The following is a 26690-nucleotide window of genomic DNA, read 5'->3' as shown; positions in this document are numbered from 1 at the left end:
GCATGTTCGAACGCATCATCGGTTTCTCCATCGCGCAGCGCTGGCTCGTGCTGCTCGCCGTGCTCGGCATGGCGGCGCTCGGCGTCTTCAGCTACCAGAAGCTGCCCATCGACGCCGTGCCCGACATCACCAACGTGCAGGTGCAGATCAACACGTCCGCGCCCGGCTACTCGCCGCTCGAAGCCGAGCAGCGCGTGACCTACCCCATCGAGACCGTCATGGCCGGCCTGCCGGGTCTGCAGCAGACGCGCTCGCTGTCGCGCTACGGCCTGTCGCAAGTGACGGTGATCTTCAAGGACGGCACCGACATCTACTTTGCGCGCCAGCTTGTCAACGAGCGCATCCAGTCGGCGCGCGAGAGCATGCCGCCCGGCGTGTCGCCGGTGATCGGTCCGATCTCCACCGGCCTGGGCGAAATCTACCTGTGGACCGTCGAGACGGAAGAGGGCGCCAAGAAGGCCGACGGCAAGCCCTACACGCCGACCGACCTGCGTGAGATTCAAGACTGGATCATCAAGCCGCAACTTCGCAACGTGCCGGGCGTGACCGAGATCAACGCCATCGGCGGCTACGCCAAGGAGTTCCAGATCGCACCCGACCCCGCGAAGCTGCTGGCGCACGGCCTCACGATGACCGACCTGGTCACCGCGCTGGAGCGCAACAACGCCAACGTGGGCGCGGGCTATATCGAGAAGCGCGGCGAGCAATACCTCATTCGCGCGCCGGGGCAGGTGAAGTCGGTGGAAGACATCGGCAACGTGATTTTGGGCAACGCCGGCGGCATTCCGCTGCGCGTGTCCGACGTGGCCGAGGTCGGCATCGGCCAGGAACTGCGCACCGGCGCCGCCACCGACAACGGCCGCGAGGTCGTGCTGGGCACGGTGTTCATGCTCATCGGCGAGAACAGTCGCACCGTCTCGCAGGCGGTCGACAAGAAGATGCGGGAGATCAACCGCACGCTGCCCGCGGGCGTGAAGGCCGTGACGGTGTACGACCGCACCGTGCTGGTCGACAAGGCCATCGCCACGGTGAAGAAGAACCTCTTCGAGGGCGCGGTGCTGGTGGTGGCGATCCTGTTCCTGTTTCTGGGGAACATCCGCGCGGCCCTCATCACCGCGACGGTGATTCCGCTGTCGATGCTCTTCACCTTCACCGGCATGGTGAACCAGAAGGTCAGCGCCAACCTCATGAGCCTGGGCGCGCTCGACTTCGGCATCATCATCGACGGCGCCGTGGTGATCGTCGAGAACTGCGTGCGGCGCCTGGCGCATGCGCAGGAAAAACACGGCAGGGCGCTCACGCGCAACGAGCGTTTCCATGAAGTGTTCGCGGCCTCGCAGGAGGCGCGCCGGCCGCTGCTGTTCGGCCAGCTCATCATCATGATCGTGTACCTGCCGATCTTTGCGCTCACGGGCGTCGAGGGCAAGCTGTTCCACCCGATGGCGTTCACCGTGGTGATTGCGCTGCTGGGCGCGATGATCCTGTCGATCACCTTCATCCCGGCCGCCGTGGCGCTGTTCATCGGCAACAAGGTCAGCGAGAAGGAAAACCGCCTGATGCTGTGGGCCAAGCGCGGCTACGCGCCGCTGCTCGCGCGCGCGATGAACGCCAAGCCGCTGGTCATCACCACGGCCGTGGTGGCGGTGGTGCTGTCGGGCCTGCTGGCCACGCGCCTGGGCACCGAGTTCGTGCCCAGCCTGAGCGAGGGCGACTTCGCCATTCAGGCGCTGCGCATTCCGGGCACCAGCCTCACGCAGTCGGTCGAGATGCAGAAGCAGCTCGAGCGCACGCTGAAAGACAAGTTCCCCGAGATCGAGCGCGTGTTCGCGCGCACCGGCACGGCCGAGATCGCGTCCGACCCGATGCCGCCGAACATCTCCGACGGCTACATCATGCTCAAGCCCGAGAGCGAGTGGCCCCAGCCCAAGCGCACGCGCGACGAGCTGCTCGCCGCCGTGCAGGAAGAGGTCGAGAAGCTGCCGGGCAACAACTACGAGTTCTCGCAACCGATCCAGCTGCGCTTCAACGAGCTGATCTCGGGCGTGCGCAGCGACGTGGCCGTGAAGATCTTCGGCGACGACATGGAAGTGCTCAACCAGACGGCCGCGCAGGTGTCGGCTGCGCTGGGCAAGGTGCCCGGCGCTGCCGAAGTGAAGGTGGAGCAGACCACCGGCCTGCCGATGCTCACCGTGAACATCGATCGCCAGAAGACCGCACGCTATGGCCTCAACGTGGGCGATGTGCAGGACACCATTTCCACCGCCGTGGGCGGTCGCGAGGCCGGCACGCTGTTCGACGGCGACCGCCGCTTCGACATTCTCGTGCGGCTGCCCGAGACGTTGCGCACCGACCTGGAAGCCATCCGCCGCCTGCCGATCGCGCTGCCGAAGAGCGCGGGTGGCGCGGGCGGCGAGGGCGTGCGCACCAGCTTCATCCCGCTGGGCGAAGTGGCCACGCTCGACCTCGCGCCCGGACCCAACCAGGTGAGCCGCGAAGACGGCAAGCGCCGCATCGTCGTCAGCGCCAACGTGCGCGGTCGCGACCTCGGCTCCTTCGTGGCTGAGGCCGAGGAGGCCATGCGCGCCGTGCGCATTCCGCCGGGCTACTGGACCGTGTGGGGCGGCCAGTACGAGAACCTGGCCTCGGCCACGCAGCGCCTGCAGGTGGTGGTGCCCGTGTCGCTGCTGCTGGTGTTCACGCTGCTGTTCGCGATGTTCGGCAACCTGAAGGACGGCCTGCTGGTGTTCACCGGCATTCCGTTTGCGCTCACCGGCGGCATCGTCGCGCTGTGGCTGCGCGGCATTCCGCTGTCGATCTCGGCGGCGGTGGGCTTCATTGCGCTGTCGGGCGTGGCCGTGCTCAACGGGCTGGTGATGATCTCGTTCATCCGCAACCTGCGCGAAGGCGGCCTGCCGCTGGACGAGGCCATTCGCGAGGGCGCGCTCACGCGGCTGCGCCCGGTGCTCATGACCGCGCTGGTGGCGTCGCTCGGCTTCGTGCCCATGGCCATCGCCACCGGCACGGGCGCCGAAGTGCAGCGCCCGCTGGCCACCGTGGTCATCGGCGGTATCCTGTCGTCGACCGCGCTGACGCTGCTGGTGTTGCCGCTGCTGTACCGCATCGCGCACCGGCGCGATGAAGACGAAGTGCAGGAGGCCAACGCGGAGCAACAACACGGCGCACCGCTCGATCCCGCACTGCGAGGTTCCCATGGCCCATGAGCATTCACACGCCACAGCCGTTGCTGGTGGCAACGAGAAGGCGCTGCGCTGGGCGCTCGCGCTGACCTCGACCTACCTCGTCGCCGAGGTGATCGGCGGGCTGGTGTCGGGCAGCCTCGCGCTGCTGTCCGACGCGGCCCACATGGCCACCGACACCGTGGCGCTCGCCATCTCTCTGGCGGCCATCTGGCTGGGCAAGCGGCCGGCCGACAAGCGCCGCACCTTCGGCTACTACCGCTTCGAGATCCTCGCGGCCGTGGTCAATGCGGTGCTGCTGTTCTTCGTGGCGATCTACGTGCTCTACGAGGCCTGGCGGCGCATCGCGCAGCCGGCCGAGATCCAGTCGATGACCATGCTGTGGGTGGCCGTCGGCGGCCTCGTCGTCAACCTCATCGGCATGCGCCTGCTGGCCAGCGGCAAGGACAAGAGCCTCAACGTGAAGGGCGCGTACCTCGAAGTGTGGGCCGACATGCTCGGCTCCGTCGGCGTGATCGTCGGCGCGCTCGTCATCCGTTTCACCGGCTGGGCCTGGGTCGATTCGGTGATCGCCGTCGCCATCGGCCTGTGGGTGCTACCGCGCACCTGGCGCCTGCTGCGCGAGAGCCTCAACGTGCTGCTCGAAGGCGTGCCCGACGAGGTCGACCTGCCCGAGGTCGAGCGCGCGCTGCAGGCCGAGGAGGGCGTCGCCGGCCTGCACGACCTGCATGTGTGGGCACTGTCCAGCGGCAAGGTGAGCCTGAGCGTGCACGTGGTGTGCACGCCGCAGGTGGGCGACCTCGCGCCGCTGATGCTGCGGCTGCGTGCGCTGTTGGCCGAGAAATTTGACATCCACCATTCGACGGTGCAGGTGGAGCGGGTGCCGTGCGAGCAGGCGGGCGAGAGCCACGGGTTCGGGTCTGCGGTGACTGCTGCGGGCTGACGAGCGCGCAGGCAAGCCACCAAAGAAAAACGCGACAGTCGCACGGGGCGGCTGTCGCGTTTTGCGTTGCACACGGCGTGGGTCGCACCGGTGGCTTGGCTTACAGGATCGTCACGTGGACCTTGTCCTCGACCAACAGCTCGGCGGTGCCGGCGAGGTTGGTGTAGACGCTGTACGTCACATCGCCCACCGTGGTGTTGCTGCCCTGGGTCCAAGCATCGCTGCCGCCGAGCAGATCGACGTCGCCATTGGCGCCGTTCACCAGCATCTGCACCTTGCCGTCGGCGGTGACCATGTCGCGAACACCACCAGCCAGCACGTCGCTCGCGCTCAGCGCCAGCGTGTTGCCGCCGGCACCCAGGTCGAACTTCTCGAAGCCCTGCACCTTCATGCCGAGGGCCGACAGGTCGATGTGCATCGACTTGCCATCCATCACCAGCGTGTCGATGCCCAGGCCGCCATCGATGCGCTCGAAGTCGCCGCTGTTGATGCGGATGGTGTCATTGCCGGAGCCGCCATGCACCACGTCGGCAGTGCCGACGGTGGTGAAGGTGTCGTTGCCGGCGCCGCCTTCGAGTCGATCGGCGAAGCCGAGCTTGGCGATGATCTGGTCGTCGCTGTCGGTGTGCGCCTGCGTCGCGTGGTCGAGCACAAAAGCTTCGGCTTCCGGGTTGATGTGGAACGTGCCGGCACCGGCGTTGTTCTGCAGCGTGACCGTCACGCCTTGCTGCACCAGCAGTTCGGCGCCGAAGCCCGAGTGTGCGTACACCTCGTACACCACGCCGCTGATGGCGACGTTGGCGCCCTTGACCCAGTCCCCTAGGTCGATGCCATTGGGCAGGGCGTCCGACAGCGTCACCTTGTCGCCGGCATTGCCCTTGACCATCATCTGCACGCGGCCATCGGTCACGAACTGGTCCTTGGCGCCGTTTTCCATCACCTCGGCCAGCGACAGCTTGAGCGTGTTGTTGCCCGTGCCGGTGATGTCGATGATTTCGACGGAGCTGACCTTGCCCGCGAGCGCGGTCAGGTCCAGTGTCTGGTTGGCGCCAGTCAGTTTGAGGGTGTCCACCCCTCCATTGCCGTTGATAGCGGTCCTGCCAGACAGGTAGGACACAGCGGCGAGGGAGAAAACGTTGCTTGACGCTCCACCGTAATAGGAGTCCGAGTCCACCCCAATGATTTGAATATCTGCGATCGCATGGGTACTGGTTGAAGGTTGGGTTGAATTGATTTGAATGTTATCAATTAAAATCCAATCTGATGGCTGGTTTGGAAATGGGCCAAGCTTTACGTCAAATGATGCAAAAGATTTTCCGGCCGGCATTGTAAATTTAGAGTGTCCATGAAGGTTTTGTTCGGGCGTTCCTCCGCCAAAGGTTTTTCTGAAAATTTCAATTTCATTGATGTCATAGAAAATAATAGTCTGAATTGATTGAGAGTCTTTCCAATCAAACTCGATGGATTCGGCTTGCATTCCCTTTAGCGAAGCATTTGTTACGCCCGAAATTCCCCAGCCCGGTAGCCTCGTTGCTGCCCAAGCATTTTCTGAGATTCCATCGGCAATTGATTTGTAGGGGCCAAATTCTTTTTTTGTTAACAACAGCGCCCCTGTATCTATCGTGTCACCAACATCTCTAAACTGCAAAAGACTATCGGTATCAAAATCCTCTGTTAATTTTATGGGAAAGGATTTAAGGAGTTCAGAAGAGTTTCCGGCTGCGTCAACCATTCCTACGGAGTATCCGATGAGGAAGTCGATGGGCGGATTGATGATTATTTGACCCGCGGAAATATCCACTTCAGTCAATGTGTATTCAAAGCGATAAGTTCCATTGATCAAATAAATTCGATCGCCGAATGATGCAGTGCTGCCGTCAAAAGTTACTGTAATTTGAGCGCCATTTGCAACGACGGAGGTCGGTGCCATGGGGGCAACATCGTCCATATCAACGATTTGCACGCTCAGGTTTTCAGCGCCATTTGATCCTGTGACTCGAGTTTGAATCTCCCACTCGTCCGTGTGGCTATGGGGATCAACAAACCACCACCCACCGTTTTCCTGAATCACGACGGCGGACCAAGTCTTCCCGCCATCGGTGGAAATCTGGACCGACTGGCCATTTGCCAACGGTTCGCTCAATATTCCCTGAATGAGGCGCCCGGCGCTGCCGTCATTCGTCAGGAAGTCGTTGTCCTTGAAACCGCTGTCCTTGCCAATGCTGGTGACGGTCGCGGTCTGGGTCGGCGCCACAGCGAGGGTGAAGCTGAAGGCATCCGACGGCGCGCCGGTGTTGCCAGCCTTGTCCGTGGCGGTGATGGTGACGCTGTGCGCGCCGTCGCTCAGCGCCGTGCCCGGCGTGTAAGCCCAGTTGCCGCCGGCGTCGGCCACGGTTGAGCCCAGCAGGGTGCTGCCGTCGTACACGTTCACGGTGCTGCCCGCTTCGGCCTTGCCCTTGAATTCGGGACGAGCGTCGTCGGTGGTGGTGCCATTGATCAGGTTGCCCGTCAGGGCGCCTTGGTCGTCGTACACCGACACGATGACCGGCGCGAACGGCGCCTGCGTGTCCACAGTCAGGTTGAACACGGCGGTCCTGGCGCTCTCGCTGCCGCCCACCGGCGTCACCGTGGCGCTCAGGGAGTACAGGCCGTCGCGCAGCGCCGTGCCTGGCGTGTAGCTCCAGCTGCCGCTGGCGTCGGCCACGGCCGAACCCAGCAAGGTGCTGCCGTCGTAGATCTTCACGGTGCCGCCCGCGGCAGCCTTGCCGTGCAGCGTCGGGGTGGCGTCGTCGGTGAAGCCGCCCTTGTCGATGGCGCCGGTGATGGCGCCCGCGTCGTCCATCACGCGGTCGATGGTGATCTGCAGCGTGACGGTCACGCCTTGCTGCACCAGCAGGTCGGCCTTGAAGCCCGAGTGCGCGTACACCTCGTACACCACGCCGTCGATGGTCACGTTGGCGCCCTTGACCCAGTCGCCCGGGTCGGTGCCGTTGGGCAGCAGGTCGGTGAGCGACACGGCATCGCCGGCGTTGCCCTTGACCATCATCTGCACCCGGCCGTTCGTCACGAACTGGTCGACGGCGCCGTTTTCCATCACGTCGCCCAGCGACAGGTTGAGCGTGTTGTTGCCCGTGCCTGTGATGTCGACGGTTTCGATGGAACTGACCTTGTGGCCGAGGCCGGTCAGGTCGAGCGTCTGGTTGGCGCCGGTGAGCTTGAGCGTGTCGAGGCCGCCGTTGCCTGCAATGGCCGAATCGGCCAGGTGCTTGACGTCGGTGACGGTGAACACGTTGTTGTCGGAGCCACCGTGCAACGTACCCGCCGACGCATCGGTCAAGGTCTGCGCTTGTGCGGGAGCGTTCAGGCTTGAGCTGTCTTTGTAGTCCGAGGTGTTTCCGGCGGGATCAACAATTGCAACCGAAATATCTGACTGGGTTAGTTGTGCGGATCCGAAATTTACGTTGTCCACCAAATATCCGCCCGGGTCGTAATCACATTCGACTATAAATTTTCCAATCGTCAATCCAGAAGGCGCCGTAAAAGATACATCCGCATACTGCGCAGCGTAGGTCGCGGCAGGGTAACTGACGCTTCCTATTTGTTTTCCGGCGACGTCATATACCTTCACTACTCCCCCAGTATTTTGGTCGGCAATTCTGAAAGAGAAGGCTTCTTTTCCAGTTGCAAACTGGAATGTAATAGGCGGCACCGGTCTAGAGGCGTACGCATACAGATAACTCCCCTCCAATCCAACAGTACCATGTCCCTCTGCATCGTTCCGTAGTTGCAGTCCGTCAGGATTAAAAATAGTCAAATCCCCAAAAGTCATGGATGGCAAAAAAGGCCCATTGACTGGGAACCCTTCAAAATCAACCGTAGTTTGAGTTGGGTCTGCAAAAAATACCTTCCCAGCCGCAATATCAGCCGCAGTCAATGCGTAGTCAAAATGATCACCACGCAAAATCAGGCTGAGCTTGTGTCCCACAGCCACATCCGCCGGATTGAATTCAACCTGCACACCGCCATTCACCACGCTGACCTTGGTCGGCGCGCCAGGCGCCACGGTGTCCAGCGTCATCGCCTGTGATTCCACAGCGCCTGCATTGCCCGCCTCGTCCACGACGCGCATCTGCACCGTCCAGTCACCCGTGTGGCTGTTGTCGTCCTGCGCGCTCCACTTGCCATCGGCCAAGAAGGCCGTCGTCCAGGTCTTGCCGTCATCGGTCGACACCTGCAGCGTGTCGCCCGCGGTCAGCGGTGCCGACAGGTTGCCGTGCAGCAGACGTCCGGCGCTGCCGTCATTGGTCAGGTAGTCGTCGGCGCTGAAGCCGCTGTCCTTGCCGATGTCGATGAGCTCGGCGGTCTGCGTCGGAGGCGTGGTGTCGATCACGAAATTCCAGGCATCGCTGGCGCCGCTGGTCTGGCCCAGCGGGCTGGAGGACGTGGCCGTGATGCCGTGTGCGCCGTCGGTCAGTGCGGACTTGGGCGTGAAGGTCCACTGGCCGTTGGCGTCGGCCACCGTCTCACCCAGGTAGGTGCTGCCGTCATAGAACTTGACGGTGTGGTTGGCCTGTGCAGTGCCCGAGAGGGTGGGCTTGGTGTCGTTGGTGGTCTCGCCGGGTTGCAGCATGTGCGGCGCGCCCACGTCGTCGAACACGCTCTCGATGACGGGCGGGGTCGGCTTGTCGGTGTTGACGCTCACGTGGTATCGGTCGGTCGGCACGGTCTCGTTGCCCGCGGTGTCCGTCTCGACCAGCATGAAGGTGTTCTGGCCTGCGGCCAGGGGGGTGTCGACCTGGAAGGTCCAGTTGCCGTTTTCGCCGATGACGGCTTCACCCAGCGCGTGGGTGCCGGTGCTGTTCCGGACCATCACGACGACGGTGTGGCCGGGCACGCCCGAGCTGATGCCGCTGAGCAGCGGCCGTGCGTCGTCGGTGGTACCGCCCGAGCTCACGTGGCCGGTGACGGCGCCCACGGCATCCATGACGTTCGTGATCGCCAGCTTGCTGGCATCGGGCGGGGTGACGTCGATCTCGAAGTTGAAGGGGGCCGAGGGTTCGCTCAGGTTGCCGGCCGTGTCGCGCGCGACGAGGGTGATGGCGTGGTGGCCTTCGATCAGGTCGGTCGAGGGCGTGAAGCTCCACTGGCCGTTGTCGTCCACCTCGGCACGGTCGATTTCGGTGCCGTTGTCCTTGATGACGATGGTGTCGCCGGGCGTGCCCTGGCCGCGGAATTCGGGCTGGCGGTCGTCGGTGATGCTGCCCGATGCCAGGGCGTTCTGGATGTCGCCGGCGTTGTCCAGCACGCCGCCTGCTGCGGGGGGCAGGGGCGCGTAGGTCGATGCGCCGGTGCGCATTGCGTGATCGATGTTCTTGTCGTCGGCAACGACGTTCGTGTTCTCGGAAGCCATGTAGTTTCTGTGCTCTGAATGGAGAAAAAAAGACCGCATCGGCGTGCGGATGCGCACGGCTCGATCAATCGGTTTCGGGAATAGAGCACTCTAGGAAGAACAGCTGTGGCAGACCATCGGACGAGTCCGAAAGCTATGCAAGAAAGAATAAGCGGGTGCTGAAAGTGTGAACAAAGTCGTCTGCGGCTGCACAAGGAAGAAGAGGAAACGAAAAACGCGACAGCTGCACGGGGCGGCTGTCGCGTTGGGGGCACTTGGCGCGGTGCGCGCCGGCAGTGGGCTTACATGATCGTCACGTGGACCTTGTCTTCGACCAGCAGCTCGGCGGTGCCGGCGAGGTTGGTGTAGACGCTGTACGTCACATCGCCCACCGTGGTGTTGCCGCCTTGGGTCCAGCCATCGCTGCCGCCGAGCAGATCGACGTCGCCGTTGGCGCCGTTCACCAGCATCTGCACCTTGCCGTCGGCCGTGACCATGTCGCGCACGCCACCGGCCAGCACATCGGCCGCATGCAAGGACAGCTTGTTGCCGCCTGCGCCGAGGTCGAACTTCTCGAAGCCCTGAATCTTCAGGCCGAAGGCCGACAGGTCGATGTGCATGGCCTTGCCGTCCATCACCAGCGTGTCGATGCCGAGGCCGCCGTCCACGCGCTCGAAGTCGCCGCTGAGGACATGGATGACGTCGTCGCCCGAACCGCCGTACACCAGGTCGCCCGTGCCGACATTCGTGAAGGTGTCGTTGCCGGCACCGCCGCTCAGGCGGTCGGCGAAGCCGAGCCTGGCGATGAGTGCGTCGTCGCCCGCGGTGTAGCTGTGCGTCGAATGGTCGAGCACGTCATCCGATGCGACATCGTCGACGCTGAATGCCTTGAGCGCCACGTTGCTGAGCTTGACGGTCACACCTTTCTGCACCAGCAGCTCGGCCGCGAGCGTCGAGAACTGGTACACGTCGTACACCACGCCCTGCACGTTGACGCTGGCCTTCTTGAGCCAGTCGCCCTGGTCGTTCTTGTTGGGCAGCAGGTCGCTCAGGTTGACGATGTCGCCGGCATTGCCCTTGACCATCATCTGCACGCGGCTCTTGTCGCCCGTGTGGAACAGGTCGAGGCCGCCGTTGTTCAGCACTTCGGCCAGCGACAGGGTCAGGGTGTTGTTGCCCGTGCCGGTGATGTCGATGACTTCCATGGAACTCAGCTTGCCCGCGGCCTTGGTCAGGTTGAGCGCATGCGCGGCGCCCACGAGCTTCAGCGTGTCGATGCCGCTGCCGCCATGGACGGCCGCCATGGCCTGGTTGAAGTAGGTCGTCGCGCTGATCTGCAGCGACACCACGTCGTCGCCCGCGCCGCCGTAGAAGGTCTCGGGTGCGTACTCGATGAGGTTCGGGTCGCGCGTTTCCGCCACGTGGTTCACCACGCGGTGGTTGAACGCGTCCAGGGTCACGCTCGGGCTCTGGGTGACGACCTTGAACGAGCCGATGTCCACCAGCGCCGCCGAGGTGTAGGTGAAGGTCTTGGTGTGGCGCGCGTCGGTGCCGCCGATGAAGTCCGCGGTGTGGATCAGGTTGCCCTTGACGTCGAACACCTGGATCCGGGCACCCGTGGCGTTGTCGATGCCGGTCAGGCGCAGCGAGACGTAGTTCGCGGGCTTGTCCAGGGTGAACAGGGCGTTGGCTTGTGCGCCATCGCTCAGGGTCAGCCCGGCCAGCGTGGTCGTGGTCACGGCCGTCTTGGCCAGTGTGCCGGAGGTCGTGACCTTGAAGCCGGTGCCGGTGTACACGTCGCCCACGGGGGCCTTCTGCAGGGTATCGCCCACCATCGTGGTGGTGAAGGTGCCCACCACGTTGTACGGCTGGGACACCGCGCCGAGCGCGCCGTCCTTGCCGATGATCTGTGCGGTGACCGCGAAGTCCTTGGCCGCGCCCTGGTACGAGTAGGTCACGCTCGAAGGAACCTTGAGCGTGGCCGTGCCGTTGGTGATGTCCGCCTGCGTCAGCACCTGGTCGTAGGTGCTCGCGCCCCACTGGACGTGCACCTTGTCGCCGACCTTCGCGCCCGTGCCGGCGAGCGACAGCAGCACCTGCGAGCCGTCTTGCGCCTTGGTGGTGGTGTAGACGCCTTCGGCCTCCGCGATGCGCACGATGGTCGGTGCTGCCGCGGCGGAGACCCAGGCCACGTCCTGGGTGGTCAGAACGCCGCTGTTGTTGCCCTTGTCGTCGACGACACGGGTCTGGATCTTCCAGTCGCCGGGGTGTGCCTGCGTGTCGACGAAGGCCCAGTTCCCGCCGTTCAGCGCCGCGTTGTGCCAGCTGGCGCCGCCGTCGGTCGACACCTGCAGCGACAGGCCGTCGGCCAGCGCAGCCTTGAGGGTGCCGGCAATGAGGCGGCCGCCGCTGTTGTCTGCCGTGACGTAGTTTCCGGCCACGCCCTCGTCCTTGCCCATCTGGGTGACGGTCACCGAGTCTGTGCCGACCTGCGGCAGCTTGTCGGTGATGTACAGCTTGGAGGTCTGGCTTTCGCCCTTGCTGTTGACGGCCGTGTAGCCGAACACGTGCTCGATGCTGCCGCCCAGGGTCAGCTCGTCGTTGTCACTGGCGTACGCGCGGAAGATGTAGTCGCCGGCGCTGTGGCCGATCGTGCTCTTCATGAACACGGTGAGCTGTCCCGCGTCGGTCTTCAGCGTGAGCACGCCCGACGCCTTGTCGTAGGTTGCGCCGACCTTGCCGCTGGCGTTGTCCACCGCCAGCTGGTCCGCGGCGGTGATGCGGAACACCTCGTTGCCCACGGTGAACTGGCTGATCTTCGCTTTGGCGTCCATGACCACCTGGGTGTCGTTCTTCAGCAGGCTGCCGTAGGCCCAGGACACGAACATCTGGTCGATCACCGCGTCCTTCAGATCGGCCGGATTGGCGACGGCCACCGTCGTTCCGCTGGTCGAGACCTGGTTCAGGGCGGGCAGGCCGGCACTCGCGCCGATGGCCACGGTGGTGACCTCGATCGGGTTCGACGTCACCGACTTTCCGTCCGGGTCGTCCATCAGGGCCTGCCACTGCTTCAGCGTTGCGGCGCTGGTGGCGTAGGGGTAGGGGTAGCCATCCGACAGGAAGAACACCTGCTTCATCTTGAAGGGGTTGTTGCCCGCGGCGGCGTACTCGGCCTTGATGAGCTGGCTTGCCAGGGTCAGCGCGTTGTCGAAGTTCGTGTTCTGGTAGGCGGAGACCGTCGAGTTGATCGCCGCGATCAGCTTGGCGTAGTTCGGGTCCTTGTCGCCCGTGAACGTGAAGGTGCCCTTGTGGGTGGCGCTGTTGCCGAAGGCGATCAGGCTGAACGTGGCCGGCACGTTCATCTTGGCGTACGCCTCGGCGAGCGCCTTCATCGACTGGACCTGGTTGGCGCTCTTGGCCCCCGCCATGCTGTTGGAGATGTCGGCAATGAAGGTCACGCTGATCGACTTCTTGCTTTCAGCCAGGCTGGCGTGGTCATCGCCGCTGTCGTTCATGCTGAAGTCGATCACCTTGGAGGGCGCGCTGCTGTTGCCGGCTTCGTCGACGACCGTGTGGCTGAAGCTGTGCTGGCCGATGGTCAGCGGCACGGTGGGCGTGAATGTCCAGTCGCCCGCACCATTGGTTTGCGTGCGACCGATTTCCTTGCCGTGGTCGTAGACGACGACGGTCGTGTTCGGCTCGGCGTTGCCTGCATAGGTCGGCGTGCTGTCATCGGTGACGGAGCCGTGGGCAATGGGCCCTTGCACCGGACCGACGTTGTCGCTCAGTACCGCGTCCGACGCGGCGGGCGCCGTGTAGTCGGTGGTCAGCGGGAACGGGCCCGAGGGCTCGCTCACGTTGCCGATCTTGTCGGTGGCCGTGGCGGTGATGTTGTGCGGGCCTTCGGGCAGCGCGACGGTGGGGGTGAAGCTCCAGTTGCCTCGGGCGTCGGCGACGGTCTCGCCAAGGTAGGTGGCGCCGTCGTAGAGCTGGACGGTGTGCTTCGCCGGCGCGGTGCCCGAGAGGGTGGGCCTGGCGTCGTCGGTCACTTCGCCCGGCAGCAGCATGTGCGGCGTGCCCACGTCGTCGAACACGCTCTCGATGACGGGAGCGGCCGGCTTTTCGGTGTTCACGGTCACGCGGTACGGCGCGGTCAGTGCGGTCTCGTTGCCGGCGACGTCCACTTCGTAGACCCGCAGCATGTTCTGGCCGGAGGCCAGCGGGACGTCGACCTGCAGCGTCCAGTTGCCGTGCTCGCCGATGACGGCGCGGCCCAGTTCGCGTTCACCCGACGCGTCCCTGACCCTCACGATGACGGTGTGGCCGGGCACGCCGGAGCTGGTGCCGCTGATCAGCGGACGCGCGTCGTCGGTGGCTGCACCGGACGTGATGTTGCCGGTGATGCCGCCCACGGTGTCCAGCACGCCGGTGATGGCCAGCTGGCTGGCGTCGGGCGGGGTGACGTCGATCTCGAAGTTGAACGGGGCGGAAGGGGCGCTCTCGTTGCCGGAGGCATCGCGCGCGATGAGGGTGATGGCGTGAAGCCCTTCGCCCATGTCGGTCGACGGGGTGAAGCTCCACAGGCCGCTTGCACCGACCCTGGCCTTGCCGATCTCGGTGCCGTTGTCCTGGATGACGATGGTGTCGCCGGGCGTGCCCTGGCCGTGGAATTCGGGTTGGCGGTCGTCGGTGATGCTGCCGGGTGCAAGGTTGCCCTGGATGTCACCGGCGTTGTCGAAGGCCCCGTCCAATACGGGCGGCTGCACCGTGAACGTCGACATGCCCGCACTCGCTGCGCGACCGATGTTCGTGTCGTCGACGGCGATGGTGGTTTTCTCTGATGCCATGGATGTAATTTCTCTGCTCTGGACGGGGACAGGAGGCCGGACGACACATGAACGCACGCGGTTCGATCAAGCGGTCTGGGGGATCGGGCACTCTAGGAAGAGCCGCCAGGCGAAGCCATGGGACGAGTCTGAAAGTCAGGCATGAAGGAACAGAGGGGCGTTGAAAGTGCAAACAAAGCCATTGGCTACGGCACATAGAACACCGAAGCCTGCGTTCGTCGTGCGCGAGGGCGCGCCGCCGACATTGGTGTTGCTGCCCTGGGTCCAACCGTCGCCGCCGCCGAGCAGGTCGACATCGCCGTTGGCGCCGTTGACCAGCATCTGCACCTTGCCGTCGGCCATGACCATGTCGCGCACACCGCCGGCCAGCACGTCGCTCGCGCTCAGCGCCAGCGTGTTGCCGCCCGCGCCGAGGTCGAACTTCTCGAAGCCCTGCACCTTCATGCCCAGGGCCGACAGGTCGATGTGCATCGACTTGCCGTCCATCACCAGCGTGTCGATGCCCAGGCCGCCGTCGAGGCTTGCGAAGTCGCCGCTGTGGATGCGGATGGCGTCATCGCCGGAACCGCCATGCACCACGTCTGCAGTGCCGACGTTGGTGAAGGTGTCGTTGCCTGCGAGTGAGGACAAAGTCGTACGCGATGGCACAACGCAGGTCACGCAGGTCACGCAAGGTCACGCAAGGCGCTCAAGGCGCTCAAGGCGCTCAAGGCGCTCAAGGCGCTCAAGGCGCCGTGCTGCTCGTTTTTGCGAGGCGGGCGGTGCCGCCTCAGCGCGCGGCGCGAACGGCCGACTTGGGCCGGAAGGCCTTGCAGACCGTGTCGTCGGTCTCGAGGTACGGCCCGCCGATCAGGTCGATGCAGTAGGGCACGGCGGCGAAGATGCCGGGGACGATCTGCGTGCCGTCGGCGTCCTTCAGCCCTTCGAGCGTCTCGGCGATCGACTTGGGCTGGCCCGGCAGGTTGAGGATGAGGCTCTGGTCGCGAATGACGGCCACCTGCCGCGAGAGGATGGCGGTCGGCACGAAGCGCAGGCTGATCTGGCGCATCTGTTCGCCGAAGCCGGGCATTTCCTTGTGGGCCACGGCCAGCGTGGCTTCGGGCGTCACGTCGCGCAGCGCGGGGCCGGTGCCGCCGGTGGTGAGCACGAGCGAGCAGCCGGCGTCGACCAGTTCGATGAGCGTGGCGCTGATGCGCGAGGTTTCGTCGGGGATCAGGCGGGCTTCGAATTCGAGCGGGTTCTTCAGCGCCCGGCCCAGCCATTCTTTCAAAGCGGGCAGGCCCTTGTCTTCGTAGGTGCCGCTGGAGGCGCGGTCGCTGATGGAGACGATGCCGATGCGGACGGAGTCAGGTGCGCTCATGGTGTTCTTGCTCCTTCCCCCGCTGGGGGAAGGTTGGGATGGGGGCATGCGGCGCCAATGACGCCATGGAGGTTCGAAAGCCGCCGTGCCCCCACCCCGGCCCTCCCCCGGGAGGGGAGGGAGAAAGGCAGAGGCCGCGGGCTCATGCGTCTTCTTCGCGGTCTTGCGCCGCAGCCGCTTCGGCGTGGTCGGCGCCGCCATGCACCGCCAGCTGCGCACGCACAAGCTGAAAGATCTCGCGATACGCCTTGCCCTGGCGCGGCGCTTCGCCGGCGGGGCCGGACTTCAGGTCCTTGCGGGCCTGGCGCACGAGAGCGCGCAGCTGCTGCGAGTCGGTGGCGGGGTGGGTTTCGATCCAGCCGCCGAGGGCGTCGTCGTCGGCGATGAGGCGTTCGCGCCAGCGCTCGGCCTCGTGCAGCGCGGCGGCTTCGGCGGCCGGCACGGTGCTTTGCTCGGCCAGCGCCTGCTTCACGGCGTCGAGCACCTCGGGGTCGAGGGCGCGCATGAGCTTGCCGATGAACTGCATCTGGCGGCGCTTGCCCTCGAAATTGGTGATGCGTTTCGCCTCGGCGATGGCATCGACCAGTTTTTCGCTCAGCGGGAGGGCGTCGAACAGGCCGGCGCGCAGGGTGAGCAATTCTTCGCCCAGCTTCTGCAGTTCGGCGCTCTCGCGCTTGAGTTCGGTACGGCTGGCTTCGTCGGTGCCGCCCTTGAGCTCGCGCTTGAGCTCCAGGTCGAGTTCGCTGCCTTCGGCAACGAAGTGGCCACGGACGAAATAGCCTTTTTTGGGTTTGCGGGACATGGGGTGGATTCTGGGCTGCGCCGTGCGGCGCTGCAACGCGCACAGGGGGCGCGGAAGGGAAAACGTGAAACAGGGGGCGCAAGTATCATAGCCACCACATGACGACATCCTCCTCGCGCGCCGATTCTGGCTTCGCCTACAGCCGTTCCTTCTTCGAAAACCTGGTCGATTCGGCCCTGGCCCACGCCAAAAAGCTCGGGGCCACCGACGCCGGCGCCGAGGCCTCCGAGGGCTGCGGCCTGAGCGTCTCGGTGCGCAAGGGCGAACTCGAGAACGTCGAGCGCAACCGCGACAAGTCGCTGGGCATCACGGTCTACGTGGGCCACCGCCGCGGCAACGCCAGCACCTCCGACTTCTCCGAGGCGGCCATCCAGCAGACCGCGGCAGCCGCCTTCGACATCGCCCGTTTCACGGCCGAAGACCCGGTGAGCGGCCTGCCCGACGAAGCCGACATCGCCAAGGTCCACCCCGAACTCGACCTGTTCCACCCCTGGGATGTGACCAGCGAGCAGGCCGCGGCCATGGCGCTGGAGTGCGAGGCGGCGGCGCTGTCGACCGACAAGCGCATCACCAACAGCGAAGGCGCGGGCGTTTCGGCGCAGCAGAGCCATTTCTTCAGCGCCCACACGCACGGCTTCCGCGGCGGCTACGCCAGCTCGCGGCACTCGATTTCGGTGGCGCCCATCGCCGGCAAGGGCGACGGCATGCAGCGCGACGCCTGGTACAGCTCGATGCGCTCGGCCGACGAACTCGCCAGCCCGCAGGCCGTGGGCCGCTACGCCGCAGAACGGGCGCTGAGCCGCCTCAAGTCGCGCAAGATCAAGACGGTCGAATGCCCGGTGCTGTTCGAGTCGCCGCTGGCCGTGGGCCTGCTGGGCGGGCTGGTGCAGGCCGTGAGCGGCGGGGCGCTGTACCGCAAGAGCACCTTCCTGCTCGATTCGCTGGGCAAGCCCGTGCTGCCCAAACACGTCGACATTGCCGAAGACCCGCACGTGATGCGTGGCAAGGGCAGCTCGCCGTTCGACGACGAAGGCGTGGTCACCCGCGCGCGCAAGGTGGTCGATGCCGGGCGCCTCGAAGGCTACTTTCTCTCGACCTACTCGGCACGCAAGCTGGGCATGAAGACCACCGGCAATGCCGGCGGCTCGCACAACCTGACGCTGAGCTCGCGCCTCACGAAGCACGGCGACGACCTCGACGCCATGCTGGCCAAGCTGGGCACGGGCCTGTTCGTCATCGAGCTGATGGGGCAGGGCGTGAACTACGTGACCGGCGACTACTCGCGCGGCGCGAGCGGTTTCTGGGTCGAAAAAGGCCGCATCGCCTTTCCAGTGGAAGAAATCACAATTGCCGGCAATTTGCGCGACATGCTGATGGGAATCGAGGCGATTGGCGCAGATGCTTACACTTTCGGCGCAAAAACCACGGGGTCGATCCTGGTCAACCGCATGAAGGTGGCCGGCGCCTGACAGGCGCCGCCCCGGCACGGCGCTGGCTCGACGACCTCCGATTTCAAAGACAGGGGGGACAGGAAATGAGCAAAACCAGCGCCGTGCGCAAGCCGGCCCTCGAACACGAACTCTTGCGCGACCCGCGCCTGGGCTTCGAGCCGGCGAGCCAGAGCTCGGTGCGCTGCCTGCAGCACGGCGTGCCCTGGCCTTTCGACTGCTGGCACTACCACGACGAGTTCGAGCTGCAGTGCATCAACCGCACCAGCGGCGATGCGTTCGTGGGCAACCACATCGGCCATTTCGAGCCCGGCTATGTGGCCCTGGTGGGCGGGCGTCTGCCCCACACCTGGATCTCGCACGACGTGCCGCCCGAAGGCGTGCCCCACCGCAGCATGGTGATCCACTTTCGCGACGAACCGCTGCGCAAGGGTGTCGACCTGTTCCCCGAACTCGAAGCGGTGCTGCCGATGCTCGATCGCGCCAGGCTGGGCATCGAGTTCTTCGGCATCGGCGACCTCGTGCGCGAGCGCTTCGTGCGCGTGCAGAAGCAGGAGGGCATGGCGCGGCTGTCGGAGTTCATCGGCCTGCTGCACGAACTCGCGAACTGGAGCGACTGGCGCCAGATTTCCAGCAACGCCGAGCCCACCGACGAAGACCCCACGGCCAACACCCGCATGCGCCGCGTGCTCGACCATTTGCACGCGCACCTGGCCGAAGAGCTGTCGCTGCCCGCCGTGTCCGCCATTGCCAACATGGCCGAAAGCAGCTTCTCGCGCTACTTCCACAAGCACATGGGCAGCACCTTCACCGACTTCGTCACGCGGCTGCGCATCACGAAGGCCTGCGAGATGCTGCAGGTGTCCGACCGTCTGGTCAGCGAGATCTGCTACGAGGTGGGGTTTGCGAACCTGGCCAACTTCAATCGCCGCTTCCTGCAGCTCAAGGGCATGACGCCCTCGGCTTATCGGCAGCAGGCGCAGGACCGCTTCGGCCTGCGCAGCGCGCAGAACACCCCGCTGGCCGCCTGACCCTGCTCTGATACGGGTTTGCCTCTCGGGCGAAACCCCGAGAGGGCTTGGCATCAAAGTATCAGGCGCCCGGTGGGCGTGTACGCAGCCCCCCGGAGCGGCCGCCTAACCTTCGTTTCGCTGCATTTGTCGACATTTCGTTGGCAATTTGCACCGACAACGAAGGAGACACGACATGCCGCTTCCCCCCACGTACCGTCTGGCCGGCCTCGCGCTGGCGCTCGCCACGCTGGCGCCCGCCGCGTTGGCCCAGGTCTGCAAGGAGGACGTGCGCGTCCTGTCGCAGCCGCGCGAAGGCCTGACGCTGCTCGAGAAATCGAAGGACGAGTTCAAGCGCCTGAGCGGAGCCTCGTTCAGCGTGGACAACCTCAACGAGAACGACCGCCGCGCCAAGTCGCGCGCCGATGCGTCCACGGTCGGCAAGTACCACGTGTACTACGTCGACGAGGCCAACGTGGCGCAGTTCGTCCAGTCGAAGTGGATCGTGCCGCTCACGCCGTACTACCCGGCCAGCTACGACTACGCCGATTTCGACGCCGGCCGCCAGAAGGTCGCAACCTTCGCCGGCCAGACCTGGTTCGCGCCGCTCACCGGCGGCGGCGACCTCATGGTCTATCGCAAGGATTTGCTCGAGAAGGCGGGCATCAAGCCGCCCGCCACGCTCGACGAGTTCGTGGCCGCCGTCAAGAAGCTCAACGACCCGGCCAACGGCATCTATGGCGTGGCCCTGCGCGGCCAGCGCGGCTCGGGTGCCAACGTGTGGCGCTGGATGCCGTTCTTCCGCGGCTACGGCGGCCAGTGGTTCGACGGCGACAAGCCGGTCTTCAACTCGCCCGCCGCCGTGAAGGCGACGCAGACCTACCTCGATCTCTTCAAGTACTCCGCGCCCGGCACCAAGACCGGCGGATGGGACGAATCGACCGGCGCCTTCCTGGCCGGCAAGGTCGCGATCCTGGTCGAATCCACGCCGCTCGCGGGCAACGCGCTCGACCCGAAGATGTCCACGGTGGTCGGCAAGATCGCCTACGCCGTGCCGCCCGCGCCGCTCACGGGTGGCGGCTACGGCCACGGCCTGGCCATCGGCGCGCGCGCCAACAAGACCGAAGACGCCAAGAAGTGCGCGGGCCTGTTCATTGCCTGGGCCACGTCCAAGGAGAACGAGCGGCGCCGCCTGGCGGAAGGCCAGTTCGGCGAACTCAATCGCACCAGCGTGCTCGGCAGCCCCGAGTTCGCCCAGCGCTACGGCGCCGACCTGGGCAAGGCGCTGGCCGACACCGGCAAGGTGACGGCGGTGAACTTCTGGCAAGACCCGGCCTGGCCCGACCTGGGCGACCGCTGGGGGATCATTCTTGAAGAGCTGATCACCGGCTCGCGCACCGACATCCAGGGCGGGCTCGACGAACTCGACGCCTACGCCAAGCAGCTGATCGCGCGTCGCAAGAAGTGAGCATGCGTTCCCACACCACACGGCTGCCGGCCGTGTTCATCGGGCCGGGGCTGCTCGTGCTGGCCGTCCTGGCGCTGGTGCCGACGGTGTTCGCCATCGCCATCTCGCTGCAGGACCGCGAGCTGGGCCAGGCCGACACCGGCTGGGTCTGGTTCAGCAACTACGTGCAGCTGTTCTCCGACCGGCGCTTTCTGAACTCGGTGCGCGTGTCGCTGGTGTGGGAGGTGCTGACCGTCAGCGCCACCATGGCGCTGGCCGTGCTCATGGGCACGCTGATGCACCGCTGCACCACGCCGCGCTGGCGCCAGGTGCTGTCGATGCTGTTCATCGTGCCGGTGCTGCTGCCGCGCGTGTCGGCCGCCTTCGTCTGGAAGTTCGCCTTCCATCCGCTGTTCGGCCTCGTGACCTGGCCGTACAAGGCGATCACCGGCGAGCCGCTCGACCTGTTCGCCGACCCGGTGCTGGCGCTGCTGACGGTGGCCTTCGTCGATGTGTGGCAGTGGGGGCTGTTCTTCGCCGTCATCGTGCTGAAGCTGCTCGAGACCCTGCCGCCGCAGCCCTTCGAGGCCGCGCGCCTGGACCACGCGACAACGTGGGAGGTGTACGCCTACGTGGCGTTGCCGATGCTCAAGGCGCCGCTCATCAGCCTGACCTTCGTGAAGATGGTCGAGTCGCTGCGCGCCTTCGACCTCATCTACGTGATGACGCGCGGCGGCCCCGGCATCTCGACCGAGACGCTCGACATGTACGCCTTTTCGCAGGGCTTCATCGAGTCGGGCCGCATCTCGTACGCGTCGAGCATGGCGGTGCTGATGATGGTCGCCTCCACGGTCGCGTTCACCTACATCTGGAAATGGACCAAGCCGTCATGAAGAACTTTGCCATCGGAACCTTGCTGGCGCGGCTGGCGCTCATCGCAGCGGGACTTTCGGCGCTCGTGCCTGTGCTCTGGACCTTTCTCAATTCGTTCAAGAACCGGGTCGACATCGTCTCGTCGGTGCCGAAGTTCTTTTTCACGCCCACGCTCGACAACTACCTCTACGTGCTGAACCGCGAGGCCGTGGGCGCGGGGCTCGTCAACTCGATCGTGGTGGTCGGCGCGGCCGTGATCATCGGTGCCTTGCTGGGCCTGCCTGCGGCCTACGCGCTGGCGCGCTACCCGCTGCGCTGGGGCAACGACATCCAGTTCTTCGTGCTGTCGATGCGCTTCCTCCCGCCGGTGGCCGTGGCGATTCCGCTCATGGTGATCTGGCTGCAGCTGGAGCTGTACGACACGCGCGTCGCGCTCATCGCCACGTACACGCTGCTCACGCTCTCGACCGTGATATGGCTTGCCATTCCGGCCTTCAAGGCGGTGCCGAAGGAAGTGGAAGAAGCGGGCCGCGTCGACGGCTACGGGCCCTACGCGATCTTCTTTCGCATCGCGCTGCCGATTGCCGCGCGTTCGCTCGTGGGTGCCATCGCCTTCGGCTTCGTGCTGGTGTGGAACGAGTTCCTCATCGCGCTGATGCTCACCACCTCGGAGGCCAAGACGCTGCCCATCGTGGCGTCGGAACTCAGCCAGCTCGGGCGCGATGTGCCGTGGGGCATCTTGAATGCCTCGGTCATCTTGCTGTCGCTGCCGCCGCTGCTCATGGTGGGCGTGCTGAGCGGCTTTCTCAATGCCGCGTTCAAGCGCAAGCGGGAGGCCGCATGAGCGCCGCCGCCACTCCTTTCTCTCCAGAACAAAAAATGTCTGCCATACGCTGTCACCACCTCATCAAGCGCTACGGGGACACACAGGTCGTCCACGCATTCGACCTGGAAGTTGCGCAGAACGAGTTCGTCGTGTTCCTCGGCCCGTCGGGCTGCGGCAAGTCGACCATCCTGCGCATGCTCGCGGGCCTGGAAGACATCAGCGGCGGCGACCTGCACATCGGCGGCCAGCGCGTGAACGACCTGCCGCCGCAGGAGCGCGGCATCGCGATGGTGTTCCAGAACTACGCGCTGTACCCGCACATGACGGTGCGCGACAACATCGCGTTCGGGCTCAAGCGGCTGAGGGTGCCCAAGGCCGAGATCGACAGCCGCATCAAGGAGGTGTCGGACACGCTGGGCCTGGCGCGCTACCTCGAGCGCAAGCCCACCGAACTGTCGGGCGGCCAGCAGCAGCGCGTTGCGATTGCGCGCGCCATGATCAAGACGCCGAAGGTGTTTTTGTTCGACGAGCCCTTGTCGAACCTCGACGCCAAGCTGCGCAACCACATGCGCATCGAGATCGCGAAGCTGCACCAGACGCTGAAGACCACCACGGTGTACGTCACGCACGACCAGCACGAGGCCATGACGCTGGCCGACCGCATCGTGCTGCTGCGCGACGGGCGCATCGAGCAGGTCGGCTCGCCGCAGGAAATCTTCGAGCGCCCGCGCTCGGCCTTCGTGGCCGGTTTCATCGGCACGCCGCCGATGAACCTGATGGAGATGGAGGTGCAGCGCATGGCCGATGGCCACTGCGAGCTGCGCGGCGGCGGCGGCTCGGTGCGCGTGGACGCGCGCCGCTTCGCGCTCAACGGCCGCATGCGCGTGACGCTGGGCGTGCGCCCGGCGCACCTGCGCCTGGACACGGTGGATGGCCGCGACGGCGGCTTCGCGGGCGAGGTGCTGCTCGCCGAGTACCTCGGCAACGAAGTGCTCGTGAGCATCGGGCAGGGCACCGACGAGATCGCCGTGCTGCTGCCGTCTGCAGGCAGCCCGCGCCTGGGCGAGCGGCTGCGCGTGGTCGCCGATGCGCAGCAGGTGCATCTGTTCGACGTGGAGTCGGGCGCGTCGCTGCTGCGCCCCGACGGCGCGCTGCACTGAGTCGCCGTCCCCTTTCACACTCCCTCACCGAAAGATTCAATGAAAGCACTGGTTCTGGAAAAGGCGCACGAGATCACGCTGCGCGACATCGACGTGGCGCTGCACCTCGGCCCGCGCGACGTGAAGATCCGCATGCACACCGTGGGCGTGTGCGGCAGCGACGTTCACTACTACCAGCACGGCGGCATCGGCCCCTACGTCGTCGATGCGCCCATGATCCTCGGCCATGAGGCCTCGGGCGTGGTGGCCGAGGTGGGCGCGGAAGTCACGCACCTGAAGCCCGGCGACCGCGTCTGTATGGAGCCCGGCATTCCCGACATGGACTCGCGCGCCGTGCGCGAAGGCTTCTACAACCTCGACCCTGCGGTGCGCTTCTGGGCCACGCCGCCGATCCACGGCTGCCTCACGCCCTACGTGGTGCACCCGGCGGCCTTCACCTTCCGCCTGCCCGACAACGTGAGCTTCGGCGAAGGCGCGATCGTCGAGCCGCTGGCCATCGGCCTGCAGGCCGCGAAGAAGGCGGCGCTGAAGCCGGGCGACGTGGCGGTGGTCATCGGCGCCGGCACCATCGGCGCGATGACCGCGCTGGCCGCGCTCGCGGGCGGCGCGGCGCGCGTGATCCTGGCCGACCTCGTGCCCGAGAAGCTGGCGCTGTTCGCGAACAACCCGGCGGTGACGACGGTCGACGTGCGCAGCACGAGCCTCGCCGACACCGTGCAGGCACTCACCGACGGCTGGGGCGCGAACGTGGTCTTCGAAGCCAGCGGCAGCACGCGCGCCTTCGACCACGTGTTCGACCTGCTGTGTCCCGGCGGTTGCCTCGTGCTGGTGGGCATACCCGCCGCCAAGGTGGCTTTCGACATCGTCGCGATCCAGGCGAAGGAGGCGCGCATCGAGTCGGTGTTCCGCTACGCCAACATCTTCCCGCGCGCGCTGGCACTCATCGCGTCGGGGCAGGTCGACGTGAAGCCCTTCATCTCGCGCACCTTCGCGTTCGAGGACGGCATCGCCGCGTTCGAGGAGGCTGCGGCCGGGCGCGTCACGGATGTGAAGATACAGATTCAATTTCCCGCCGCCGAAGCCGCCTGAACGTTCCGCAAGGGCGCGGGGCAAGGGGAAACGCTGGGGAATGCAGCGGCAGGGCGCGGCTACAGTGGCTGCGTTTTGCCACTCGCAGCCTTGCGCGCTTTCCTGCCCATGCTCTTGCCGTTTCGCAATGTCGTTCTCACCGGTGCCTGCGGCGGCCTCGGGCAGGCGCTGGCGCGTGAGCTGATCGCGCAGGGCGCGCGGGTCGCGCTGGTGGGGCTCGACACCGCACGCCTCGCGGCGCTCGCCGCGCCGGCCGAGGCGCGCTGCAAGGTCTACACGCCCGACGTGTCCGACGGCCCCGCCATGCAGGCGATGGCCGCCGACTGGATGCAGCGCTTCGGCCCGCCCGACCTCGTGATCGCCAACGCGGGCGTGGCCGGCGGCTACGACACCGCCGAGGCCGACGACCTCGCCGTGTTCCGCCGCATGCTCGAGATCAACCTGCTCGGCGCAGCCACCACCTTCCAGCCCTTCGTGCAGCCGATGCGCGAGCAAGGGCGCGGCGCGCTCGTCGGCGTGGCGAGCATCGCGGGCTGGCACGGCATGCCGGGCAACGGCGCCTACTGCGCGAGCAAGGGCGGCCTGATCCGCTATCTCGAAAGCCTGCGCGCCGAGTTGCGCGGCACGGGGCTCACGGTGCACACGGTGAGCCCGGGCTACATCCGCACCGCGCTCACGGCCGGCAACCGCTTCGCGATGCCGGGGCTGCTCGAAGCGGACGCGGCGGCGCACCAGCTGCTGGCGGGCCTGGCCGCACGGCGCGAAAAGATCGTGCTGCCGCGGCGCATCGGCTGGCTGTCGAAAGCGCTCGACCTGTTGCCCGCGCCGCTGCACGACCGCCTGCTGCGCGGCCAGCCGCGCAAGCCGCGCGTGGGCGAGGCCGGTGCCACCGCCATTCCCGGCCTGAACTCCCAGAAAGAGAAAGAACCTCCCCGCCGATGACGCCTTCTGCCGCCACCGTTCCCACGCACGAACAGATCGCTCTCATCGGCGCCGGCCCCTCGGGCCTCGCGGGCGCCCGCAATCTGCAGAAGCTCGGCGTTCCGTTTCAGGGCTTCGAGGCGCACAGCGACGTGGGCGGCCTCTGGGACATCGACAACCCGCGCTCCACGGTCTACCACTCGGCGCACCTGATCTCGAGCAAGCGCACGACCGAGTTCGCCGAGTTCCCGATGGCCGACACCGTGGCCGACTACCCGAGCCACCGCGAGCTGCGCCGCTACTTCAGCGACTTTGCCGACCGCTTCGGCCTGCGCGCGCACTTTCGCTTCGGCACGCGCGTGCTGCGCGTGGAGCCGGTGAGCGACGCGCCCGACACGCGCTGGCGCGTGAGCGTCGAGGCGCCCGACGGCACGGTCGAGACCGACGAGTACAAGGGCGTGGTGATTGCCAACGGCACGCTGTCAGAGCCCAAGCACCCGCAGTTCGAAGGCCACTTCGACGGCGAGCTGCTGCACACCAGCAGCTACAAGCACGCCGAGCTCTTCAAGGGCAAGCGCGTGCTGATCGTCGGCGCGGGCAACTCGGGTTGCGACATCGCGGTCGATGCGGTGCACTACGCGCAGAGCGTCGACCTCTCGGTGCGGCGCGGCTACTACTTCGTGCCCAAGTACGTGTTCGGCAAGCCGGCCGACACGCTGGGCGGCAAGCGCCCGCTGCCGCCGTGGCTCAAGCAGAAGGTCGACGCCACCGTGCTGCAGTGGTTCACCGGCGACCCGGTGCGCTTCGGCCTTCCGAAGCCCGACTACAAGATGTACGAGTCGCACCCGGTGGTGAATTCGCTGGTGCTGCACCACGTGGGCCATGGCGACATCGGCGTGCGCGCCGACATCGCGCGGCTCGCGGGGCGCACCGTGCATTTCAAGGACGGCAGCGCGCGCGACTACGACCTGATCCTCACGGCCACGGGCTATGCGCTGCACTACCCGTTCATCGACCGCGAGTTGCTCAACTGGCAGGGCATGGCACCGCGCCTGTACCTCAACATCTTTTCGCCGCGCTTCGAGACGCTGGGCGTGCTCGGCATGATCGAGGCGAGCGGCATCGGCTGGCAGGGGCGCTACGAGCAGGCCGAACTGCTGGCGCGCTACTTCCGCGCGCACGCGGCGGGCTCGCCCAAAGCGACCGCACTTCGCGCGGCGGTGCAGGGGCCGCCGCCCGATCTGTCGGGCGGCTTCAAGTACCTGCAGCTGGAGCGCATGGCGTACTACGTCCACAAGGACACCTACCGCGCGGCCGTGCGCCAGGCCGCTGCGTCACTGGCTGACTGACTGACCGATCGTCTTTCTTCACGAGGTTC

The 26690-nt window shown here is 65.9% G+C and carries 16 protein-coding genes; 11 read left to right on the top strand and 5 right to left on the bottom strand.

Annotation, left to right across the window (positions count from 1 at the left end):
- Positions 1-2 precede the first annotated feature (2 nt).
- Positions 3-3221, top strand: a complete 3219-nt coding sequence (locus RZE79_RS20890; RefSeq protein ID WP_319356643.1) for a CusA/CzcA family heavy metal efflux RND transporter — start codon at positions 3-5, stop codon at positions 3219-3221.
- Complete coding sequence (locus RZE79_RS20885; protein WP_319356642.1) at positions 3211-4140, top strand: cation diffusion facilitator family transporter; 930 nt, start codon at positions 3211-3213, stop codon at positions 4138-4140. The genes RZE79_RS20890 and RZE79_RS20885 overlap by 11 nt, the downstream gene beginning before the upstream one ends.
- 100 nt (positions 4141-4240) lie before the next feature.
- On the opposite strand, the gene RZE79_RS20880 is transcribed toward RZE79_RS20885, so the two are convergent.
- The 5 genes from RZE79_RS20880 to yjgA all read right to left on the bottom strand — a co-directional run bounded on the left by RZE79_RS20880 (position 4241) and on the right by yjgA (position 16538).
- Positions 4241-9550 (bottom strand): Ig-like domain-containing protein, encoded by a 5310-nt coding sequence (locus RZE79_RS20880; protein ID WP_319356641.1) that lies wholly within the window; start codon positions 9548-9550, stop codon positions 4241-4243.
- Between the two features lie 281 nt (positions 9551-9831).
- Positions 9832-14376, bottom strand: a complete 4545-nt coding sequence (locus RZE79_RS20875) for an Ig-like domain-containing protein (RefSeq protein WP_319356640.1) — start codon at positions 14374-14376, stop codon at positions 9832-9834.
- A gap of 135 nt (positions 14377-14511) precedes the next feature.
- A complete protein-coding gene (locus RZE79_RS20870; protein ID WP_319356638.1) occupies positions 14512-15006 on the bottom strand; it encodes a hypothetical protein in 495 nt (164 codons plus the stop codon).
- Positions 15007-15145: 139 nt separating this feature from the next.
- Positions 15146-15736, bottom strand: coding sequence for a molybdopterin adenylyltransferase (gene mog / locus RZE79_RS20865; RefSeq protein WP_319356636.1), 591 nt, complete (start codon positions 15734-15736; stop codon positions 15146-15148).
- 142 nt (positions 15737-15878) lie between these two features.
- Positions 15879-16538: a ribosome biogenesis factor YjgA gene (gene yjgA, locus RZE79_RS20860; RefSeq protein ID WP_319356634.1), complete on the bottom strand. Its 660-nt coding sequence runs from the start codon at positions 16536-16538 to the stop codon at positions 15879-15881.
- 98 nt (positions 16539-16636) lie between these two features.
- Here yjgA and pmbA point away from each other — a divergent pair, with 98 nt between their 5' ends.
- The 9 genes from pmbA (at position 16637) to RZE79_RS20815 (ending at position 26661) form a co-directional block, all read left to right on the top strand.
- On the top strand, positions 16637-18007 hold the full coding sequence (gene pmbA, locus RZE79_RS20855; protein ID WP_319356632.1) for a metalloprotease PmbA: 1371 nt from the start codon (positions 16637-16639) through the stop codon (positions 18005-18007).
- Positions 18008-18072: 65 nt separating this feature from the next.
- Positions 18073-19017, top strand: a complete 945-nt coding sequence (locus tag RZE79_RS20850) for an AraC family transcriptional regulator (protein ID WP_319356630.1) — start codon at positions 18073-18075, stop codon at positions 19015-19017.
- A 175-nt stretch (positions 19018-19192) separates the two neighbouring features.
- Positions 19193-20464 carry a sugar ABC transporter substrate-binding protein gene (locus RZE79_RS20845; RefSeq protein ID WP_153283013.1) on the top strand — a complete coding sequence of 424 codons (1272 nt, stop codon included), beginning with the start codon at positions 19193-19195 and terminating at the stop codon, positions 20462-20464.
- 2 nt (positions 20465-20466) lie between these two features.
- Positions 20467-21336: a carbohydrate ABC transporter permease gene (locus RZE79_RS20840; RefSeq protein ID WP_153283014.1), complete on the top strand. Its 870-nt coding sequence runs from the start codon at positions 20467-20469 to the stop codon at positions 21334-21336.
- Positions 21337-21347: 11 nt separating this feature from the next.
- Positions 21348-22160 (top strand): carbohydrate ABC transporter permease, encoded by an 813-nt coding sequence (locus tag RZE79_RS20835; protein WP_319361238.1) that lies wholly within the window; start codon positions 21348-21350, stop codon positions 22158-22160.
- 35 nt (positions 22161-22195) lie between these two features.
- Positions 22196-23302, top strand: coding sequence for a sn-glycerol-3-phosphate ABC transporter ATP-binding protein UgpC (locus RZE79_RS20830; protein ID WP_319356627.1), 1107 nt, complete (start codon positions 22196-22198; stop codon positions 23300-23302).
- Positions 23303-23341: 39 nt separating this feature from the next.
- Positions 23342-24391 (top strand): NAD(P)-dependent alcohol dehydrogenase, encoded by a 1050-nt coding sequence (locus RZE79_RS20825; protein ID WP_319356625.1) that lies wholly within the window; start codon positions 23342-23344, stop codon positions 24389-24391.
- A gap of 108 nt (positions 24392-24499) precedes the next feature.
- Positions 24500-25333 (top strand): SDR family oxidoreductase, encoded by an 834-nt coding sequence (locus tag RZE79_RS20820; protein WP_319356623.1) that lies wholly within the window; start codon positions 24500-24502, stop codon positions 25331-25333.
- Positions 25330-26661: an NAD(P)/FAD-dependent oxidoreductase gene (locus tag RZE79_RS20815; protein ID WP_319356621.1), complete on the top strand. Its 1332-nt coding sequence runs from the start codon at positions 25330-25332 to the stop codon at positions 26659-26661. The genes RZE79_RS20820 and RZE79_RS20815 overlap by 4 nt, the downstream gene beginning before the upstream one ends.
- The last annotated feature ends 29 nt before the right edge of the window (positions 26662-26690 follow it).

Source organism: Variovorax sp. EBFNA2, assembly GCF_033802765.1.
GTDB classification, from domain to species: Bacteria; Pseudomonadota; Gammaproteobacteria; order Burkholderiales; family Burkholderiaceae_C; genus Variovorax; species Variovorax paradoxus_H.
The sequence above is the reverse complement of the archived record's forward strand: the minus strand, read 5'-3'. Positions and strand labels throughout refer to the sequence as shown.